We start from the raw sequence: 17,725 nt of genomic DNA on the forward strand, positions 1-17,725 counted from the left end.
TCCGCCTGATGCACATTACTATGATCGGAAGCGGCTATGTCGGCCTGGTGTCTGGCGCCTGCTTCTCGGAATTCGGCCATGACGTGGTCTGCGTCGACAAGGACCCGGCCAAGATCGGCGCCCTCGAGCGAGGGGAAATTCCCATCTACGAACCCGGTCTCGACGATCTGGTCGCCCGCAACGTGGCCGCCGGCCGCCTGACCTTCACCACCGATCTCGCCTCGGCCGTGCCCGGCTCGGACGCCGTGTTCATCGCGGTCGGCACGCCGTCGCGGCGCGGCGACGGTCACGCGGACCTCACCTATGTGTTCGCCGCCGCGCGCGAGGTGGCCGATGCCCTGAAAGATTATGCGCTGGTCGTGACCAAATCGACGGTTCCCGTCGGCACCGGCGCGCGGGTCCGCGAGATCATCGGCGAGCGGCTGCGCGAGATCGGCTCCGACCTGACCTTCGATGTCGCGTCCAATCCCGAGTTTCTGCGCGAGGGGTCGGCCATCGATGATTTCATGCGGCCCAACCGGGTCGTGGTCGGCTGCGACAGCGCCGAAGCGCGCTCGGTGATGCAGCGTCTCTACCGGCCGCTGTCGCTGCGCGAGACTCCCATGCTGTTCACCGATATCGAGACGGCCGAGCTGACCAAATACGCCGCCAACGCCTTCCTGGCGACCAAGATCACCTTCATCAACGAGATGGCCGATCTGTGCGAGCGCGTCGGCGCGGACGTCCAGGACCTTGCCCGCGGCATCGGCCTCGACCAGCGCATCGGCGGCAAGTTCCTGCATCCAGGCCCGGGTTATGGCGGCAGCTGCTTTCCCAAGGACACCCGCGCCCTGCTGGCCACGGCCGAGCAGGCCAACGTGCCCATGGGCATCGTCAGCGCCGTGGTGGCCACCAACGACCAGCGCAAGATCGCCATGGCCGAGAGGATCGTCGCCGCGTGCGGCGGTTCGGTGGCCGGAAAGACGCTCGCGGTGCTCGGGCTGACCTTCAAGCCCAGCACCGACGACATGCGCGAGAGTCCCAGCCTCGACATCGTCCCGGCGCTGCAGAGGGCGGGCGCGACGATCCGGGCCTATGATCCCGAGGGCATGCGCGAGGCGGCCAAGCTGCTCGACGGCGTCGTGTTCTGCGCCGATGAGTACGACGCCATGGAGGGCGCGGACGCGGTAACGATCATCACCGAATGGAACCAGTTCCGCGCGCTCGATCTCGAGCGGGCCCGCGGTCTGCTCAAGACGCCCGTGATGATCGACCTGCGCAACATCTACCGCCCCGAGGAAATCGACGGGACGGGCTTTACCTATCACTCCATCGGCCGGGGGGCACCGCGATGACCGCTCATCAATTCGATCCGACGGTGCTGCGTGAATACGATATTCGCGGCATCGTGGGCAAAACCCTGTCGGAAGCGGATGCCCGCGCGGTCGGGCGTGGCTTCGGCACCCTGGTGCGGCGCAATGGCGGCACGCGCGTGTGCGTCGGCTATGATGGCCGGATCAGTTCTCCGGCCCTCGAAGCGGCGCTGGTCGATGGCCTGAAATCCACCGGGCTGCATGTGATGCGCGTCGGCCTCGGCCCCACGCCCATGCTGTATTTCTCGGTCTATCATCATGACGCCGATGGCGGCGTGATGCTGACCGGATCCCATAACCCGCCGGACTACAACGGCTTCAAGATGATGATCGGCAAGAAGCCGTTCTTTGGCGAACAGATCCTGGAGCTGGGCCGGCTCGCGGCGGCGGGCGATTTCGAGACCGGTACCGGTGATGCCGAGGAGGCGCCGGTATTCGACGCCTATATCGACCGGCTGCTGCAGGACTACACGGGCGGCCCGCTCAACGCGGCCTGGGACACCGGCAATGGCGCCGCCGGTCCGGTGATCGAGGCGCTGACCAAGCGGCTCGGCGGCCGGCAGGTGGTGATCAACACCGAGGTGGACGGCACCTTCCCCAACCATCATCCCGATCCCACCGATCCGGAGACGCTGCACCAGTTGCGCGCCGCGACCCTCGACAACAAGCTCGATCTGGGGCTGGGCTTCGACGGCGACGGCGACCGTGTCGGCGCGATCGACGGGGCCGGCAACATCGTCTGGGGCGATCAGCTTCTGGCCCTGCTGGCGCGGGACGTGCTCAAGGACGTTCCCGGCGCGACCATCGTCGCCGACGTGAAGTCCAGCAAGGTCCTGTTCGACGACGTAGCAAGCCATGGCGGCAAGCCGCTGATGTGGCGCACCGGCCACTCGCTGATTAAGCAGAAGATGGCCGAGACCGGCGCGCCGCTGGCGGGCGAGATGAGCGGTCACATCTTCTTCGCCCATCGCTGGTATGGCTTCGATGACGCCATCTACGCCGCCCTGCGCCTGCTTGAGGCCATCGGCAATGCCGGCCAGAGCCTGCAGCAGCTGCGCGAGGGCCTGCCGCAGATGATGAACACGCCCGAGTTGCGTTTCCCGTGTCGGGAGGACCGCAAGTTCGCGGTGCCCGGCGAGATTCGCGAACGGCTGGTCGCCTCGGGCGCGGACGTGAACGATATCGACGGCGTCCGCGTCACCGACGCGGATGGCTGGTGGCTGCTGCGCGCCTCCAACACGCAGGACGTGCTGGTGGCCCGTTGCGAATCCGAGACCGCCGAGGGACTGGAGCGCCTCAAGGCCTCGCTCGTTTCCCAGCTGAAACAGAGCGGGATCGAGCCGCCCGCCTCGCTTTAGGGACCGAGGGCGGCCCCGCCGCTCCTTTCATCGAAGCTCTATCACGCGCCGTGGAGCAGTTTTTGCTGCTCTGCGGCGCGTTTTGTTGCAGTGCACAAAAAATTCCTTGACCCTCGCGGGAGCCGTACCCATACTTAAGTTACGTTGCGCTGCAATATCCCTCTCCCCAGGTCCCCGGCAGCGCTGCGTCAGACTTGAGCTATAGAGTGAGGTTGATGATGGCTACCACCCGCAAGAGCACGCCGAAGGCCAAGGCTCCGGTAAAAGCGGTCTCCCCCGCCGCCGAAGCGGCTGCCACCCCGGTCGCCAAGACCGTGAAGGCCGCCGCGCCGAAGTCCCGCGCCAAGGCTGCGACGCCCGCGGCAGCCGTCAAGGCAGTCCCCGCGACCGTCGAGAAGATCGTCGAAGAGACCGCCGCGAAGATCGAGACGGCGGCGGCGAAGGCGGCTCCGGCCGCCAAGGCCGCCGCCTCCGAGATCGAAAAGACCGTCGAGAAGACGGTTGCCGAGGTCAAGACCGAGACGGCCAGGAATGTAAAGGCCGCGGAAGCCGGCATGCAGGCCATGGGAGAGCAGATCGCCCAGACAGCGAAAGCCGGTCAGGAGACTGCCGAGACCGTGGCCAAGGCCGGTGCCGAGACGATCACCCGAAACGTCGAGCACGCGTTCGCAACCAGCAAGGAAAAGTACGAGACTGTCATGCAGAACTTCAGCGATATCTCCGCCGTCGGGCGGGAAAACATGGACGCCGTCGTGACCGCCGGCACCGTATTCGCCAAGGGCGTCGAGGCGGTGAACGCCGAGATCGCCGCCATCTCCAAGCGCAATCTGGAGGACACCATCGCGGCCGTGAAGGCGCTGACCGCCGCCAAGACTCCCAAGGAGTATTTCGAGCTCCAGTCGGACCTGATGAAAACCTCGTGGGATCACATGGTCTCGGATACCACCAAGATCGGCGAGATGCTGGGTGAGTACTCCAAGGATGCCATGGCGCCGATCCAGAGCCGCATCACCGCGGCGATGGAGAAGCTCTCCAAGCCCGTGACGCTGTAGAGCGCAGGAGCGGAAAGATGGAGAAAGGGCCCGGCACAGAGACTGTTCCGGGCCTTTTTATTTGGAAAACCGCCAGAAACAGGCGCTGTAAAATCGCCTTTGAAACAGACCGGAATTGCCTATTTAATAGAGCCGTCAGCCGCTGCGCACCGCAGCCCCAACATCGGCGCGGCGGCAAGAAGAGCGGAAACGGTCTGTATGAGCAACGAGAACGAAGGCGGGAGTGGGGGCACCGGCACGGGCGTGGTCACGAAAGCCAAGCCCAAGACCAAGAAGCCGTCACTCTACAAGGTCCTGCTGCTGAACGACGACTACACCCCCATGGAATTCGTCGTCCATGTGCTGGAGCGCTTTTTCAACAAAAATCGCGAAGAAGCGACCCATATCATGCTGATGGTCCACCAGAAGGGAATCGGTGTCTGCGGCGTTTACACGTTTGAAGTCGCTGAAACCAAGGTGACCCAGGTCATCGACTACGCGCGGCGGCATGAACACCCGCTGCAGTGCACTCTCGAAAAAGAGTAGAAGAGGAACAGACCGTGCCAGCCATTTCGCAGAATCTCGAGAAGACCCTTCATGGCGCTCTGGCGCTTGCCAATGAGCACCAGCACGAATATGCGACGCTCGAGCACCTGCTGTTCAAGCTGACCGAGGATCAGGACGCCATCGCCGTCATGCGCGCCTGCAGCGTCGATCTCGACAAGCTGCGCCAGACGATCCTCGATTATTTCGAGCGCGAACTGGCCAGCATCCACGTGTCGGACAAGGTCGACGCCAAGCCGACCGCCGGTTTCCAGCGGGCGATCCAGCGCGCCATCATCCACGTGCAGAGTTCGGGCCGCGAGGAAGTGACCGGCGCCAACGTGCTGGTCGCGATCTATTCCGAGCGCGAGTCCCATGCCGCCTTCTTCCTGCAGGAGCAGGACATGACACGCCTCGATGCGGTCAACTACATCTCGCACGGCATCGCCAAGGCGGCGAGCCGGACCGAGAGCCGCCCGCCGCGCGGCGCCGAGGAGGAACAGGAAGCCGCGCCTGCGGCGAAGGGCGGCGAGGCGCTGTCCACCTACTGCGTCAACCTCAACAAGAAGGCGCGCGACGGCAAGATTGATCCGCTGATCGGCCGGCACCACGAAGTCGACCGTGTCATCCAGATTCTGTGCCGCCGCCAGAAGAACAACCCGCTGCTCGTGGGCGATCCCGGCGTCGGCAAGACCGCCATCGCCGAAGGCCTGGCGCGCAAGATCATCCGCCATGAAGTCCCCGAGGTGCTGCAGAGCGCCACCATCTTCTCGCTCGACATGGGCGCGCTGCTGGCCGGCACCCGCTATCGCGGCGACTTCGAGGAACGCCTCAAGGCCGTCGTGAAGGAGGTCGAGGAACACGACAACGCGATCCTGTTCATCGACGAGATTCACACCGTGATCGGCGCCGGCGCCACCAGCGGCGGCGCCATGGACGCGTCCAACCTGCTGAAGCCCGCGCTTCAGTCGGGCGGCCTGCGCTGCATCGGCTCGACCACCTACAAGGAGTTCCGCTCCTACTTCGAGAAGGATCGCGCCCTGCTGCGCCGGTTCCAGAAGATCGACGTGAACGAGCCGTCGGTGGAAGACGCCATCAAGATCATGAAGGGCCTGAAGCCCTATTTCGAGGAGCATCACAAGGTCCGCTACACCAACGACGCCATCAAGACGGCGGTGGAGCTGGCGGCCAAGTACATCAATGACCGCAAGCTGCCGGATAAGGCCATCGACGTCATCGACGAGGTCGGTGCCGCGCAGATGCTGTTGCCGGAGAGCCGCCGCCGCAAGACCATCGGCGTGCGCGAGATCGAGGATGTGGTCGCCAAGATCGCCCGCATCCCCCCGAAATCCGTCTCGCGTGACGACCGGGCGGCGCTGGCGAACCTGGATGGCGAACTCAAGCGCGTGGTCTACGGCCAGGACAAGGCCATCGACGCGCTGGCGTCGGCGATCAAGCTGTCGCGCGCCGGGCTGCGCGAAGCGGAAAAGCCGATCGGCTCTTACCTGTTCTCCGGGCCGACCGGCGTCGGCAAGACTGAGGTGGCGCGCCAGCTGGCGACCATCATGGGCATCGAACTGGTCCGCTTCGACATGTCCGAATACATGGAGCGCCACAGCGTCTCCCGCCTGATCGGCGCGCCGCCCGGCTATGTGGGCTTCGACCAGGGCGGCCTGCTGACCGATGCGGTCGACCAGCACCCGCACTGCGTGCTGCTGCTCGATGAAATCGAGAAGGCGCATCCGGACGTGTTCAACGTGCTGCTGCAGATCATGGATCACGGCAAGCTGACCGATCATTCCGGCAAGTCGGTCGATTTCCGCAACGTGGTGCTCATCATGACCACGAACGCGGGCGCGGCCGAGCTCAGCCAGACCTCCATCGGTTTCGGCCGGGGCACCAAGGACGATGCCGACGACGAGGCGATCAAGCGGATGTTCACGCCTGAATTCCGCAACCGGCTCGACTCGGTCATCGCCTTTGGCCACCTCAGCGCCGAGATCGTCAGCCGCGTGGTGGAAAAGTTCATCATGCAGCTGGAGGCCCAGCTCAGCGACCGTCACGTGACGTTCGAGCTGACCCAGGAGGCCATCGACTGGCTGGTGCGCAAGGGCTACGACCGCCTGTACGGCGCGCGTCCCATGGGCCGCGTCATTCAGGAGCACATCAAGAAGCCGCTGGCCGACGCCCTGCTCTTCGGCAAGCTGGCCAAGGGCGGCCATGTGAAGGTGAAGGTGGTCAAGGACGAACTGGACTTCGAGCTGACGCCGCTCGCGCACACGCCGAAATCCTCGTCCGACAAGGAAACCGACGAACCCGCCCTGGCCGACTGAGCCTGAGGCGACAGGTAAAAGAAAGGCCGGCGGGATGACCGCCGGCCTTTTTCGTTGGCGGTGGATGTCGCCTACGCTGCGCCGTTCTTCTTGTCCAACTGCGCTGGCTGGGCGAGACCCGCGAGAGTCTTGCCATCGATGCCGAGTTCGCCGAGCAGCGAGTCGACCAGCGGCGCCTGCGCTCTGTATCGCAGCGCGCCCGACACCATCTGGTCGGCGAGATTGCCGTCGGTCTGGCCGCCGTTGCCGTCATGGCCACCGCCACCGCCCGCGCCGGTGATGCCGTCCACCTGGATGATCTTGATGCTGTCGATATTCTCCATGGGCTTCACGCTCTCGCGGATGATCTGGTCCAGATGCTCGATCAGCTTGATCCTGATCTGCATGGCGACCTGCTCGGCGGACAGCATGTTCGCGGCCTCGTTGATGGCGCGCTTGCCCTCGGCGTCGACCCGGTAAGTGATCTCGGCGGCGGCGGCACGCGCTTTCTGGGCTTCCGCCTCGGCTTCCGCATTGATCTTGATCTGGTCGGCATGGGCTCGGGCCTGCTCTCGCACTGCCTCGGCCCGGTCAGCGGCGGCCAGCTTCTCTGCTTCGGCCGAGACACGGACCGCGATCGCTTCGGTTTCGGCCTGCTTGGCCGCTTCGATCAGGTCGATCTGCTTGTCGCGGGACGCGATTTCGGTCTCGCGCGCGGTGATCACCTGTTCGGCTGCCTGAACCGCCTTGGCGCGCGCGAAATCCGCCTCGGTCGCGGACTCCGACTGGGCCTTCGAGCGTTCGGCAATGGCGATGGCGCGGTCCTGCTCGGCCAGTTCGACCGTCTTCTTGCGCTCTACCTCCTGGGTTTCGATGGTCCGCTCCTTCTCGATCTCACGCTCGCGGATCTGTCGTTCCTTGGTGATCCGTTGTTCCTCGAGCGCGCGTTCGGCGGTGATCTTGGAAGCCTCGACCTGCTGCTTGGCGACGATGCGCGCCTGTTCGGCTTCCTGTTCCTTCGACGCCTGTTCGCGGGCGATCTCCGTGGCCTGCTGGGCGCGCCGGATCTCGATCTCCCGCTGCTGTTCCATGCGCGCATATTCCTGGTCGCGCAGGATGCTCAGTTTCAGCTTCTCGGTTTCCAGATTCTTGTTCTCGATCTGAACCGACGTATCCTGCTCGATGTCGTTGCGGATTTTCTTCCGGCGCTCGATCTCGTCGGTCAGGCGAGTGAGGCCCTCCGCGTCGAAAGCGTTGTCCGGGTTGAAGAATTCGCGGCTCGTCTGGTCGAGCCCGGTGAGCGAGACAGACTCCAGTTCGAGGCCGTTCTTGAGCAGGTCTTCCGTGACCGCCTGCTGTACCTTCTGGACGAAGTTGGTCCGCTGTTCATGCAGCTCGGTCATGGTCATCTCGGCGGCCACGGAGCGTAGCGCATCGACGAACTTGCCCTCGACCAGATCCTTCAGTTGATCCGGCATCAGGGTCCGCTGACCCAGGGTCTGGGCCGCCGCGGCGATGGATTCCACCGACGGCTGCACCCGGACATAGAACTCGGCGACCACGTCCACGCGCATGCGGTCGCGGGTGATCAGCGCCTGATCGGTGGCCCGGTTCACCGCCAGGCGCAGCGTGTTCATGTTGACCCAGATGATCTCGTGCAGCACCGGCAGCACCAGCGCGCCGCCATTCAGGATCACCTTCTGGCCGCCGAAGCCGGTACGGACAAAGGACACTTCCTTTGACGCCCGCCGGTACAGGCGGGAAAAAATCAGCCCGACCGCGAACAGGCCGATGATGATGGCCAGCGCGATGAAAATAATCGTCATCAATCCGACGCCGTCCTCGAAATTCATGCTCAAATCCCCCTCTGCTTCAGTTCAGTAAATTCTCGTTGATCTCGCCAATGGCGAAAAATGTCCCTCCGGCGCGCCGCACAAGCAGCACCTGCTTGCCCTGTGGAAATTCCTCGCCGTCATTGTCGGGCTCGACCATGACGTAATGATCCTGCTGAAAGGCGTCGCGCACCTTGGCCTGGGCCGCCGACCCGTTGCGCGCCGTGCCCAGGACGATGGTCGCGACCCGGCCGACCAGACTGTCGCGGGAGACTGCGCTGGTTTCGTCCTTGGGCATGATCCGTCCGATCACGCCGCCCAGCCCGCGCACGGTGGGCAGGCTGAGCAGGAAGGCGGGAATGACGGCGATCCAGCCGGGCCAGAGAAATCCCAGCGCATCGCTGGTGATGCTCTGCAGCGCGAGGCCGATCACACCGAACGAGGTGAGGAAGATCACCAGCAGGATCAGGATCGGCACTTCGCCCACTCGCAGCCAGGACAGCAGCGCGCCAAGCGTATCGTGTCCGTCGGCGCCGGCATCGACCGAGATGTCGCTCTCCGGGAAAAGCCCCTCCAGGGCCGACGAGATGCCGCTTCCGAAGAAGAATCCGATGGCTTCGGCGAGGGCGATCAGAGTCATGACGCCGAGCGCGACGGTGAAGGGCAGGGTCTGCCAGGCAGTCAGGAATGTCCACATGACCGCATCGGGTCAGGACTGGCGGTTGGACTTGATGCTCGCCAGCCGCTCCTTTACCCGGTTCTCCCGCGCCAGCTTTTCCAGTTCCTGGAGCTGGGCGGCGTTCGCGGTCGACGCCGTGCCGAGCCCGGGCACGCCGCCATTCTTTTCGAGCACACGGTCGAAGGCCGAGCTGGCCTTGTCGATGGCGCGGTTGACCTTGTTGCCCGTATGAGGCGCGCCGTCGGCGCCGGTCTCGCCCGCGGCAATCCGGCGGGAGTCGGCAAAGCGCTTCAGTTCCTCGCGCATTTCCCGGCGCTTGGCCTGGAGGGCGGCGATGAAGCCTTCCAGCTCCTTCTCCCGCTCCTGGCATTCCATGATCGTCTGCTCGAGCACGGGCATCTGGGCCTCGATGTCCAGCTGGCTTTCGACGGCGACCTGAGCGAGGTCCTCCCGTCCGCTGTCCAGGGCGATCTCGATTTTTCCAGCTAGGTCTTCGTGCGCGGCGTTCTTTTCGGCCAGGCGCTTGTTCGCCAGATGCTTCGCCGCGGAAGCGCGGCCCAGTTCCTGGCGGACGTCGTCGATGGCGACGTCGATCTCGCGAATCGCCTGGTCCATCACGGTTTCCGGCGCGGCGCCCTCGACGGCGTCCAGCAATGCATTGACGCTGCCGCTGATGATGCGTCCCACCCGGCTTGCAATCGTATCCATGAGTATCAGACCCCCTTGGTAACTTGACTTGAATGATTGATCGCCGCCGCCAATTCCACGATCGGCCGGGCTTTATCCTTAATAAGAGTCTCGTCGTAGCAGGGCGCTACCCTGGTTATGCCCAACCTTAGCAAACTGGCGAACAGGCGAAAACAGCGTTCGGCCATGCCGGCCTCCAGCGCCACGAGGTCGTTCCTCCGGCTGGCTGGCCGAATACGGCTGGACAGATAGAACGCCAGCATCTCGGGCAAGGCGTGAGCGGTGGCCGCCAGCAGTTCGGACCGCGTCTTTTCCTCATGCTCGGCGATGCGGATGTCGGCGGTCGCGGCGGATGTAAGGTCCTCGGCCAGCCGCAGCCCGTCCGCGTAGCTGGCCGGGCGCTCGCCCCGCTCGCGGGCCAGCCGGATGATGGCGCGCACCTTCTCGCTCGGCGTCACGGCGTCCGGTGCGGTGAAGCCCGCGATGAAATCCGCTTCGTCCTGGGTCAGGCGAACACTGATCTGTACCGACTTGGCCACCGTCATCAACCCTCATCCAGTCTCTGTCGGGGATGATGGTTTCTTTTGAATACATTTGTCAACAGATGTGTTCGAAGTGCGCCGCTCAGTCGTCCTCCGCCTCGCCCACCTTCCTGAACGGGCCGTGCGCCGCCAGGGCTTCCTGGTCGGCGTCCACATAGGCGCCTTCTTCCTTCAGGAAGTGGGCGACGGCGTCGCGGAAGCCGGGATCGGCGATCCAGTGGGCGGAATAGGTGAACTGGGGCAGGTAGCCGCGCGCCAGCTTGTGCTGGCCCTGCGCGCCCGCCTCGACCCGGGACAGGCCGTGGGTGATGGCGAACTCGATGGCCTGGTAATAGCAGGCCTCGAAATGCAGGCAGGGATGATCCTCGATGCAGCCCCAGTTGCGGCCGTACAGCGCGTCGGTGCCCAACAGGTTGATGGCGCCGGCGATATAGCGCCCGCCGCGTTTGCACAGCACCAGCAGGATCTTCTCGGGCATCCGCTCGCCGATCAGCGAGAAGAACCGGCGGTTCAGATAAGGCCGGCCCCATTTGCGCGACGAGGTATCCACATAGAACTGGTAGAAGGCGTCCCAGTGCTCTTCCCTCAGGTCGCCGCCGGTCAGCAGCTCGATGGTGACGCCGTTCTCCACCGCCTGCATCCGTTCCTTGCGGATGTTCTTGCGCTTGCGCGAGCTCAGCGCCGCGAGGAAATCGCCGAAATCCCGGTACCCGGCATTGCGCCAGATGAACTGCTGGTCCTTGCGCAGCAGCAGGCCCGCATCACCCATTTCCTTCCACTGCTCGAAATCGGGAAAGGTGACGTGCAGCGACGAGACGTCCATCTTGTCGGCGATCTGGACGCAGGCACTGAGCAGCAGCGCGCGGGTTTCCCGATCCGGGGCCAGCAGGCGCGGCCCGGTCACCGGCGAGAACGGCACGCTCACCTGCAGCTTGGGGTAATAGTGCCCGCCCGCGCGCTCCCAGGCATGGGCCCAGCTGTGATCGAACACATATTCGCCCTGGGAGTGGGACTTCAGATACATGGGCACGCAGCCGGCCAGCCCGCCGCCCTCCCGCTCGATGGTCACGTAATAGGGTGACCAGCCGGTGCCCGGGCCGACGCAGCCGCTGTCCTCCAGCGACGACAGGAAGGCATGGGACACGAAGGGATTGTCCGATCCCGCGCAAGCATCCCAGTCGGCCGCCGAGACGGCACTGAGCGACGGGATGGCGTTGGCGGTGACGGGCGCGCTCACGTGAAGGCCACGACCGCGTCCACTTCGACCGCCATCCCCAGCGGCAGGGCGTTGACGCCGACGGCGGCGCGCGCATGACGGCCCTTGTCGCCAAACACATCCACCATCAGCTCCGACGCGCCGTTGACCACCTGCGGCTGTTCGGTGAAGCCGTCGATGCAGTTGACGAACCCGCCCAGCTTCATGATCTGCTGGACGCGGTCCAGCTGCCCGTCCAGCGCCGCGTTGAGCTGGGCGAGGATGTTGAGGGCGCACACCCGCGCCGCCTGCTGTCCCTGCGCCACGTCCAGATCCTGGCCCAGCTTGCCGCGAAAGCTGGCCCCGCCGGGCGCGGCCGACACCTGGCCGGAAATGAAGATGAGATTACCGGCGATGGTGAACGGTACATAGGCGGCGACCGGCCGGGGCGGATCGGGCAGCACGATGCCCAGTTCTTCAAGCCGCGCCGCGATCTGTCCGCTCATGCCGTCTCTCCTGTGTTTCCTGCCCAGAGTTTAGCAGACGGCGATGCCGTTCCAAGCGACAGGGCCATGCATTCCTGATTATGCTGATGTGGGGACGATACGAGGGAGAACCAACCGATGACGCCGACACTGCTGGCCATGTTGGGCTATGCGCTCTGGACACTGCTGCTGACCCTGACCATCGCCACCACGCGCACCGTCCTGGTGATGCGGGGCGTGCGCGCGGCCAACGAGTTTTCGCCCACCGGCGAGGATGTGGGCGGTTTTTCGCGGCGGCTTGCCCGCGCCCACGCCAATTGCTACGAGAACCTGCCGGTGTTCATCGGCGTGGTGCTGGCCGCCATCCTCAGCGGCCACAGCGCCGTCGCGGACCAGTACGCGCTGTGGATCCTGTATGCGCGAATCTTCCAGTCGTCGGTGCACATGGCCTCGACCAGCATACTGGCCGTCTATTTGCGTTTCATGTTCTACGGCGTCCAGGCCGCGCTGCTGGTGCTGATCGCGGCGAAGTGCTTCCTGGCCTAGCGTTCGTCCCAGAGCCGCGCCGCACCCCTGACGCCGCTGGAATCGCCGTGGCGCGCCCGCACTATCGGTGTGGCGACGCCGTCGGAGAAGACGAAGCGCGGCAGCAGCGGCGGCACGATATCGTACAGCCGCGCGACATTGGACACGCCGCCGCCCAGCACGATCACGTCCGGGTCCACGATATTGATGATTGTCGCCAGCGATTTCGCCAGGCGCAGGCCATAGCGGTCGATGGCCGCGCGCCTTTCCGGCGTGTCGGCCAGCGCGATAACCTCGCCCGGGGCGTCCTGGCCAGTCACCTCCCGATAGGCGAGAGCGAGGCCCCTTCCATTCAGAAAGGTTTCGATGCATCCGCGCAGCCCGCAATAGCATTCGGGGCCGGGCCGCTCGTCATCCTCGGGCCAGGGCAGCGGATTGTGGCCCCATTCGCCGCGCGTGGCATTGGGGCCGGCCTTCGGCAACTGCCCGTTGATGACGAGGCCCGCGCCGACGCCGGTGCCCAGGATCACCCCGAAGATGGTGCCTGCTCCCGCCGCCGCGCCATCGGCGGCTTCCGACAAGGCAAAGCAGTCGGCATCGTTCGCCATGCGAATCGGACGGCCCAGCGCGCTGGCCACATCATGGTGCAGCGGCCGGCCCGACAGGTTCTCGGCGTTCTGCATGAGGCCTGTATGGGGCGAGACGGACCCCGGCGTGCCGAGTCCCACTGTGCACGGGGTACCGGCGGCCTGTTCGGCCTCGGCGGCGAGGGCCGCCACCGCGCGCACCCGCTCGTCATAGGCGGCGGGCGTGGCGACACGCTTGCGGAAGGTTTCGGCGCCGTCCGGGTCCAGCACGATCGCCTCGATCTTGGTGCCGCCCAGATCGATGCCGATGCGCATGGCGTCTAGTAGCCCAACTCGGCCATGTGCCCGGTCAGCCAGGCGGCCGCGTCGGGCCAGTTGTCGGCCCGGTGCCGGCTGTGCTCGGCCGGCCCGAGCAGGCGGCCCAGCCGTTCGTCGGCGACGAAATGCAAGCAATGCACCCGCTCGCACGCCTGGGCGACCGAGGTGATGTTGGGCGGGATGTCGTCGATGAAGTAGACCGGCGCCTCGACCTTGTCGGCCAGGTGCTTCACGATCGCGCCCTTCAGGCCGACATTGGCGATCAACGGATAGTCCATCCCCAGCTTCTTCAGGGTGCGCACGCGGGCGTCGCGCTGCTGCAGAGGCACGTTGGTGACGATGATGATCTGCGCCTTTTCCGACAGGGCGCGCAGCGCCTCGGGCGCGCCCGGCACGGCGGGCTGAACCTCGGTCTTCTCGACGAAGAACTGGCCGATCAGGGCGCTCACTTCCTCGGCGCTCACCGCCACGTCATCGGCACGGCGCTTGATGTTGCCGGTCAGGGCGAAGGTCGCCATGTCCAGATACATCTGGTTCTCGTGCAGGAACTCCTCGAGCACCGAGGCGAACTGGAGAATCACCTCGTCGGCGTCGGACAGGATGAGGGGGCGCGAGGGATCAAGGTCGATCCGGTCCGCCTGGGCGAGCACGTCGGGATGTACGATCATGCGCTCAGGTATAATGGGGGATATCGCCGCCCGGCAAGTAGGCGCGGGCGCGGGTCGGCTCTTCCGGACGGATGGCGGCGGCCTCGCAGAAGGCGAGCAGCATCGCCTCGTCCTGCAGCAGGTAGTCGAGCACGCCCGCCAGCAGCTCCGGATTGGCGGCGGCGGCGCGGATATCGGGAAGGTCGAGGCCGGTCAGACGCAGAAAGCCGGCCAGCGCCTCTTCGTCGCCTGCCAGGAACCCGAGGGCCTGGAGGGCGATGATCTCGGCGCGGTCGGCGTTCATGAAGCTCCGCTCGAAGGCCGGCGCTCAGGCGCCGGCGGCAGGGAAGATTATTTAATCTTCCCTTCCTTGAACTCGACGTGCTTGCGCACGACCGGATCGTACTTCTTCACCTTCATCTTCTCGGTCATGGTCCGAGGATTCTTCTTGGTGACGTAGAAGTAGCCGGTGCCCGCGGTGCTCTCCAGCCGGATCTTGATCGTGGTCGGCTTCGCCATGGTGACAACTCCTGTTGCGCGACGCGCATCGATTTGAAGGGCGCGACCATAGCGCCAAGCTTTTCTAAGTCAAGCGGGGAGTCTGTTCCGGAGGGCGGCCATGACGAGCCCCGCCTCTGCTTGCTCCCCGCGCGGCGCCGGACTATCTATTCTAGCGACCGGGACGGCCCGGGTCTTTCGGAAAATCGGTGGGGACGGCCCCGCCACAGATCATGGAGGTCTGTGATGGGATGGGTCTATCTTGGCCTGGCGGGCCTGTTCGAAATCGGCTGGGCGCTGGGGCTGAAGGAATCGCGCGGCTTCACCCGGCTGTGGCCCACGCTCTTCACCATCGCCAGCATCATCGTCAGCCTGGGTCTGCTTGGCCTCGCGCTGCGCAGCGTGCCGCTCGGCACGGCCTACGCGGTCTGGAGCGGCATCGGCATCATCGGCACGGTGGTTCTCGGCATCCTGCTGCACGGCGAACCGGCGACGGCGCTGCGGCTGGGCTGCATCTGCCTGATCGCCTGCGGCATCGCCGGGCTCAAGCTGGTGTCGCCGTGACCGCTCAGGCGTAAATCCGCACGGCGGTATAGACCAGCATCACCGTCATCGCCGCGCTGCCGCCGAGCAGCACGACGCCGAAGAAACCCGCGATCCGGCCATACATGCCGGTCATGTGTTCGGCGTTGCGCCGCCGGTACAGGATGAAGCCATAGGCGCCGCACAGCGCCGCGACGAGAGCAAGCTGCAGGATATGCATCAGCACTGGGTTGCTCCTACAGCGGCGCGGGGCCGAGCGCCGGGTCCGATTCGCCGGGCTCCGGCGCGGTCCAGCAATCCTGCATCGCGCGGTCGATGGCTTCCCAGTCGTCGCAGTCGATCGGGCCGGCGCAAATCTCCGGGTCCGCCTGCAGCGCCGCCAGATCCGCCGCGGTGTTGCCGCCCACCTTGGCGCGGCCGCTGCGGCTGTCGATCAGCGCGGCGGTCTCGTCACCCCCGTGCGGAATGACGGCGAACTCGCCACCGGGGAACAGCAGCATGTCGCCGCCCTGGCACGACACCTCGCCGTTCTGATCCCAGGCGCCGAGCGGTCCGGCGCGGTAGGTCCCCGCCTCGGCGACGGCCGGCGCGGCGCAGATCAGGGCGGTCAGAATCCAGAACGTCGCGTTTCGCGTCATTTGCCGTCTCCTCCCTTCGGCCCGCTGGACTTGCGGGCGCAAGCCTTCCTATCATGCGCGCTCACGCGCCGGACGGGAAGGGGAGTGCACCGCGCATCCCGCCGGCACCCAAACGGAGGACCGAGAAAAATGCCGCCCAAGGATCCCAAGGCGCTGACCAATCTTCGCATCATCATCGCGCTGTTCAAGGCGTTCGAGGGCGGCACGCGCCAGCACGTCTGGGACGGCTACGACCTCTATCTGTCCGAGGAAGGCGTCTACAACCTGACCGGCTTTCCCGCCATGACCAAGGCGCAGGTCAAGGAAATCCTGTTCAGCGACATCGGCGGCAATGCGCCTGTGGTGAAGATCGTGCCGAAGCTGGGCACCCAGGAAGCCATTGACGATCTGGTGTTCGTCGAGCACGTGGACAGCTACCGCGACAAGGACGGCAAGGAAGTGCTGAAGCTGCCGGTGTGCAGCGTGTTCCAGCTCAAGGGCGGCAAGATCCGCAAATGGACCGACTATTGCGACCCGCGCGGCCTGCTTGAGCTGTACGGCGACCGGCTGCCGTCATGAACCCGGTCGCGCTGGTCGTCGGCGCCGGCGTCGCCACGGGCGGCGCCATCGCCAGGCGGTTCGCCCGCGCCGGCTACACCGCCTGCGTCGCCCGCCGCAACGAGGAGAAGCTGAACCATCTGGTCGGCGAGATCGTCGCCGAGGGCGGCACCGCCCATGCCTTCGGCGTCGATTCGACGCAGGAGGACCAGATGGTCGAGATGGTCGCCCGCATCGAGCGCGAGATCGGCCCCGTCGAGGTCGCGGTGTACAATGCCGCCATCGGCACCCATTCGCCGATCGCCAGCCATTCCGCCGCCGATTACGAGCGCGTCTGGCGCGTTAACGCGTTCGGCGCGTTTCTGATGGGGCGCGAGGTGGCCAAGTTCATGGAGCCGCGCGAGAAGGGCACCATCATCTTCACCGGCGCCACATCGGCGCTGCGCGGCAAGGCCAACCTGGCGGCCTTCTCGGGCTCCAAGCACGCCCTGCGCGCCCTGGCTCAGTCCATGGGCCGCGAGCTGTTTCCGAAAAACATCCATGTGGCCCATGTGATCATCGACGGCCCCATCGACACGCCGCTGATCCGCAAGATGATGCCCAAGGTGTTCGAGGAACGGCCCGCCGACGGCGTGCTGGCGCCCGAGGCCATCGCCGACGCCTATTACGCGCTTCACGTGCAGCACCGCAGCGCCTGGAGCCACGAAACCGAACTGCGTCCCTGGAAGGAACCCTGGTGATGGCCAAGACCCTCGAATTCTTCTTCGATTTCATGAGCCCGCCCACCTATCTGGCGTGGACCCGCATCCCCGGCATCATCGAGCGCACCGGCTGCGCGGTCGTCTGGCGCCCGATGCTGACGCTGGGCCTGTTCCAGGCAACCGGCAACCGGCCGCCCATGACCGTGCCCAACAAGGGCAAGTATTCCGGCATGGACCTGCAGCGCTTCGCCCGCCGCTACGGCGTCACGCTCAACCCCAATCCGCATATGATGGACCTGAAGATCGTGCCGCCGCTGCGCGGCGCGTTCGTGGCGCAGGAGCGGGGCGAGTTCGACGCCTACGCCCGGGCCATGTTCGAGGGCATGTTCCTCAAGGGCCTGAATATCGGCGCCGACGATGTCTGGCCGAAACTGCTGGAGGACGCCGGCCTCGACGCCGCCGCCTATCAGGCCGGCATCGCGCGCGAGGACATCAAGGACAAGCTGAAGGCCAACGTCCAGGAAGCCGCCGACCGCGGCGCGTTCGGCGCCCCCACCTTCTTCGTCGACGGCGAAATGTTCTGGGGCCAGGACCGGCTGGATTTCGTCGAAGAGGCCCTGAAGCGGTAGAAAATAGTCGTCATTGCGAGGAGGCGACGCCGACGAAGCAACCCAGTCCTCGGTTCAGCGGCACGGCCGGTTCTGGGTTGCCGCTG

The 17,725-nt window shown here is 65.5% G+C and carries 22 protein-coding genes; 10 read left to right on the plus strand and 12 right to left on the minus strand.

Going from position 1 to position 17,725, the window contains the following annotated elements:
• Nucleotides 1-8 precede the first annotated feature (8 nt).
• The 5 genes from WJU17_RS15590 (at nucleotide 9) to clpA (ending at nucleotide 6,617) form a co-directional block, all read left to right on the plus strand.
• Nucleotides 9-1,334, plus strand: a complete 1,326-nt coding sequence (locus WJU17_RS15590) for a UDP-glucose/GDP-mannose dehydrogenase family protein (protein ID WP_346328314.1) — start codon at nucleotides 9-11, stop codon at nucleotides 1,332-1,334.
• Nucleotides 1,331-2,710, plus strand: coding sequence for a phosphomannomutase/phosphoglucomutase (locus tag WJU17_RS15595; RefSeq protein WP_346328315.1), 1,380 nt, complete (start codon nucleotides 1,331-1,333; stop codon nucleotides 2,708-2,710). Before WJU17_RS15590 ends, WJU17_RS15595 begins: the two co-directional genes overlap by 4 nt.
• Nucleotides 2,711-2,925: 215 nt before the next feature.
• Complete coding sequence (locus tag WJU17_RS15600) at nucleotides 2,926-3,762, plus strand: phasin family protein (RefSeq protein WP_346328316.1); 837 nt, start codon at nucleotides 2,926-2,928, stop codon at nucleotides 3,760-3,762.
• Nucleotides 3,763-3,960: 198 nt separating this feature from the next.
• Nucleotides 3,961-4,287: an ATP-dependent Clp protease adapter ClpS gene (gene clpS, locus WJU17_RS15605; RefSeq protein WP_346328317.1), complete on the plus strand. Its 327-nt coding sequence runs from the start codon at nucleotides 3,961-3,963 to the stop codon at nucleotides 4,285-4,287.
• Nucleotides 4,288-4,301: 14 nt separating this feature from the next.
• The gene (gene clpA, locus WJU17_RS15610) at nucleotides 4,302-6,617 is read left to right on the plus strand and encodes an ATP-dependent Clp protease ATP-binding subunit ClpA (protein ID WP_346328318.1); all 2,316 of its coding nucleotides are present in this window, start codon (nucleotides 4,302-4,304) and stop codon (nucleotides 6,615-6,617) included.
• Between the two features lie 71 nt (nucleotides 6,618-6,688).
• Here the strand turns inward: clpA and WJU17_RS15615 are convergent, their stop codons facing one another.
• The 6 genes from WJU17_RS15615 to WJU17_RS15640 form a co-directional block, all read right to left on the minus strand.
• The gene (locus WJU17_RS15615) at nucleotides 6,689-8,449 is read right to left on the minus strand and encodes a flotillin domain-containing protein (RefSeq protein WP_346328319.1); all 1,761 of its coding nucleotides are present in this window, start codon (nucleotides 8,447-8,449) and stop codon (nucleotides 6,689-6,691) included.
• Between the two features lie 19 nt (nucleotides 8,450-8,468).
• Nucleotides 8,469-9,125, minus strand: coding sequence for a YqiJ family protein (locus tag WJU17_RS15620; protein WP_346328320.1), 657 nt, complete (start codon nucleotides 9,123-9,125; stop codon nucleotides 8,469-8,471).
• A gap of 12 nt (nucleotides 9,126-9,137) precedes the next feature.
• Nucleotides 9,138-9,815, minus strand: coding sequence for a PspA/IM30 family protein (locus WJU17_RS15625; protein WP_346328321.1), 678 nt, complete (start codon nucleotides 9,813-9,815; stop codon nucleotides 9,138-9,140).
• A 5-nt stretch (nucleotides 9,816-9,820) separates the two neighbouring features.
• Nucleotides 9,821-10,342 (minus strand): hypothetical protein, encoded by a 522-nt coding sequence (locus WJU17_RS15630; RefSeq protein ID WP_346328322.1) that lies wholly within the window; start codon nucleotides 10,340-10,342, stop codon nucleotides 9,821-9,823.
• Nucleotides 10,343-10,418: 76 nt separating this feature from the next.
• A complete protein-coding gene (locus WJU17_RS15635; protein ID WP_346328323.1) occupies nucleotides 10,419-11,573 on the minus strand; it encodes a GNAT family N-acetyltransferase in 1,155 nt (384 codons plus the stop codon).
• Nucleotides 11,570-12,037 (minus strand): RidA family protein, encoded by a 468-nt coding sequence (locus tag WJU17_RS15640; protein WP_346328324.1) that lies wholly within the window; start codon nucleotides 12,035-12,037, stop codon nucleotides 11,570-11,572. Before WJU17_RS15640 ends, WJU17_RS15635 begins: the two co-directional genes overlap by 4 nt.
• A 117-nt stretch (nucleotides 12,038-12,154) precedes the next feature.
• On the opposite strand from WJU17_RS15640, the gene WJU17_RS15645 reads away from it, so the two are divergent.
• Nucleotides 12,155-12,562 carry an MAPEG family protein gene (locus WJU17_RS15645; protein ID WP_346328325.1) on the plus strand — a complete coding sequence of 136 codons (408 nt, stop codon included), beginning with the start codon at nucleotides 12,155-12,157 and terminating at the stop codon, nucleotides 12,560-12,562.
• Here the strand turns inward: WJU17_RS15645 and WJU17_RS15650 are convergent.
• Genes WJU17_RS15650 through rpmG form a run of 4 tightly spaced genes read right to left on the minus strand, consistent with a single transcriptional unit; the run spans nucleotide 12,559 to nucleotide 14,612 of the window.
• Entirely contained in the window at nucleotides 12,559-13,443 is an 885-nt protein-coding gene (locus WJU17_RS15650) for an ROK family protein (RefSeq protein WP_346328326.1), read from the minus strand. The genes WJU17_RS15645 and WJU17_RS15650 overlap by 4 nt on opposite strands.
• Before the next feature lie 5 nt (nucleotides 13,444-13,448).
• Nucleotides 13,449-14,114: a hypothetical protein gene (locus WJU17_RS15655; protein WP_346328327.1), complete on the minus strand. Its 666-nt coding sequence runs from the start codon at nucleotides 14,112-14,114 to the stop codon at nucleotides 13,449-13,451.
• A gap of 4 nt (nucleotides 14,115-14,118) precedes the next feature.
• Nucleotides 14,119-14,397 (minus strand): DUF3572 domain-containing protein, encoded by a 279-nt coding sequence (locus WJU17_RS15660; protein ID WP_346328328.1) that lies wholly within the window; start codon nucleotides 14,395-14,397, stop codon nucleotides 14,119-14,121.
• 47 nt (nucleotides 14,398-14,444) lie between these two features.
• Nucleotides 14,445-14,612: a 50S ribosomal protein L33 gene (gene rpmG / locus WJU17_RS15665; RefSeq protein WP_346328329.1), complete on the minus strand. Its 168-nt coding sequence runs from the start codon at nucleotides 14,610-14,612 to the stop codon at nucleotides 14,445-14,447.
• A 225-nt stretch (nucleotides 14,613-14,837) separates the two neighbouring features.
• Here rpmG and WJU17_RS15670 point away from each other — a divergent pair, with 225 nt between their 5' ends.
• Nucleotides 14,838-15,155 (plus strand): multidrug efflux SMR transporter, encoded by a 318-nt coding sequence (locus WJU17_RS15670; RefSeq protein WP_346328330.1) that lies wholly within the window; start codon nucleotides 14,838-14,840, stop codon nucleotides 15,153-15,155.
• Nucleotides 15,156-15,159: 4 nt separating this feature from the next.
• Here WJU17_RS15670 and WJU17_RS15675 read toward each other — a convergent pair whose 3' ends face one another.
• Together WJU17_RS15675 and WJU17_RS15680 are read right to left on the minus strand one after the other, a co-directional pair.
• Nucleotides 15,160-15,360: a hypothetical protein gene (locus WJU17_RS15675; protein ID WP_346328331.1), complete on the minus strand. Its 201-nt coding sequence runs from the start codon at nucleotides 15,358-15,360 to the stop codon at nucleotides 15,160-15,162.
• Nucleotides 15,361-15,370: 10 nt separating this feature from the next.
• The gene (locus WJU17_RS15680) at nucleotides 15,371-15,772 is read right to left on the minus strand and encodes a hypothetical protein (RefSeq protein WP_346328332.1); all 402 of its coding nucleotides are present in this window, start codon (nucleotides 15,770-15,772) and stop codon (nucleotides 15,371-15,373) included.
• A 129-nt stretch (nucleotides 15,773-15,901) separates the two neighbouring features.
• Here WJU17_RS15680 and WJU17_RS15685 point away from each other — a divergent pair, with 129 nt between their 5' ends.
• From WJU17_RS15685 to WJU17_RS15695, 3 genes are read left to right on the plus strand one after another with little or no spacing between them, the layout of a single operon-like run.
• Entirely contained in the window at nucleotides 15,902-16,330 is a 429-nt protein-coding gene (locus tag WJU17_RS15685; RefSeq protein ID WP_346328333.1) for a limonene-1,2-epoxide hydrolase family protein, read from the plus strand.
• Nucleotides 16,327-17,049, plus strand: coding sequence for an SDR family NAD(P)-dependent oxidoreductase (locus WJU17_RS15690; protein ID WP_346328334.1), 723 nt, complete (start codon nucleotides 16,327-16,329; stop codon nucleotides 17,047-17,049). Before WJU17_RS15685 ends, WJU17_RS15690 begins: the two co-directional genes overlap by 4 nt.
• Nucleotides 17,049-17,639: a 2-hydroxychromene-2-carboxylate isomerase gene (locus WJU17_RS15695; protein WP_346328970.1), complete on the plus strand. Its 591-nt coding sequence runs from the start codon at nucleotides 17,049-17,051 to the stop codon at nucleotides 17,637-17,639. The genes WJU17_RS15690 and WJU17_RS15695 overlap by 1 nt, the downstream gene beginning before the upstream one ends.
• The last annotated feature ends 86 nt before the right edge of the window (nucleotides 17,640-17,725 follow it).

Source organism: Iodidimonas sp. SYSU 1G8 (assembly GCF_039655775.1).
Lineage (GTDB): Bacteria > Pseudomonadota > Alphaproteobacteria > SMXS01 > SMXS01 > RI-34.

Bases quoted from the DNA above. Each gene is read 5' to 3' on its own strand.
- WJU17_RS15640 (WP_346328324.1), bottom strand. From the start codon at position 12,037: ATGAGCGGACAGATCGCGGCGCGGCTTGAAGAACTGGGCATCGTGCTG.
- WJU17_RS15620 (WP_346328320.1), bottom strand. From the start codon at position 9,125: ATGTGGACATTCCTGACTGCCTGGCAGACCCTGCCCTTCACCGTCGCG.
- WJU17_RS15590 (WP_346328314.1), top strand. From the start codon at position 9: ATGCACATTACTATGATCGGAAGCGGCTATGTCGGCCTGGTGTCTGGC.
- WJU17_RS15680 (WP_346328332.1), bottom strand. From the start codon at position 15,772: ATGACGCGAAACGCGACGTTCTGGATTCTGACCGCCCTGATCTGCGCC.
- WJU17_RS15615 (WP_346328319.1), bottom strand. From the start codon at position 8,449: ATGAATTTCGAGGACGGCGTCGGATTGATGACGATTATTTTCATCGCG.
- clpS (WP_346328317.1), top strand. From the start codon at position 3,961: ATGAGCAACGAGAACGAAGGCGGGAGTGGGGGCACCGGCACGGGCGTG.
- WJU17_RS15685 (WP_346328333.1), top strand. From the start codon at position 15,902: ATGCCGCCCAAGGATCCCAAGGCGCTGACCAATCTTCGCATCATCATC.
- WJU17_RS15595 (WP_346328315.1), top strand. From the start codon at position 1,331: ATGACCGCTCATCAATTCGATCCGACGGTGCTGCGTGAATACGATATT.
- WJU17_RS15660 (WP_346328328.1), bottom strand. From the start codon at position 14,397: ATGAACGCCGACCGCGCCGAGATCATCGCCCTCCAGGCCCTCGGGTTC.
- WJU17_RS15625 (WP_346328321.1), bottom strand. From the start codon at position 9,815: ATGGATACGATTGCAAGCCGGGTGGGACGCATCATCAGCGGCAGCGTC.
- WJU17_RS15645 (WP_346328325.1), top strand. From the start codon at position 12,155: ATGACGCCGACACTGCTGGCCATGTTGGGCTATGCGCTCTGGACACTG.
- WJU17_RS15695 (WP_346328970.1), top strand. From the start codon at position 17,049: ATGGCCAAGACCCTCGAATTCTTCTTCGATTTCATGAGCCCGCCCACC.
- WJU17_RS15650 (WP_346328326.1), bottom strand. From the start codon at position 13,443: ATGCGCATCGGCATCGATCTGGGCGGCACCAAGATCGAGGCGATCGTG.
- WJU17_RS15655 (WP_346328327.1), bottom strand. From the start codon at position 14,114: ATGATCGTACATCCCGACGTGCTCGCCCAGGCGGACCGGATCGACCTT.
- rpmG (WP_346328329.1), bottom strand. From the start codon at position 14,612: ATGGCGAAGCCGACCACGATCAAGATCCGGCTGGAGAGCACCGCGGGC.
- WJU17_RS15690 (WP_346328334.1), top strand. From the start codon at position 16,327: ATGAACCCGGTCGCGCTGGTCGTCGGCGCCGGCGTCGCCACGGGCGGC.
- WJU17_RS15600 (WP_346328316.1), top strand. From the start codon at position 2,926: ATGATGGCTACCACCCGCAAGAGCACGCCGAAGGCCAAGGCTCCGGTA.
- WJU17_RS15670 (WP_346328330.1), top strand. From the start codon at position 14,838: ATGGGATGGGTCTATCTTGGCCTGGCGGGCCTGTTCGAAATCGGCTGG.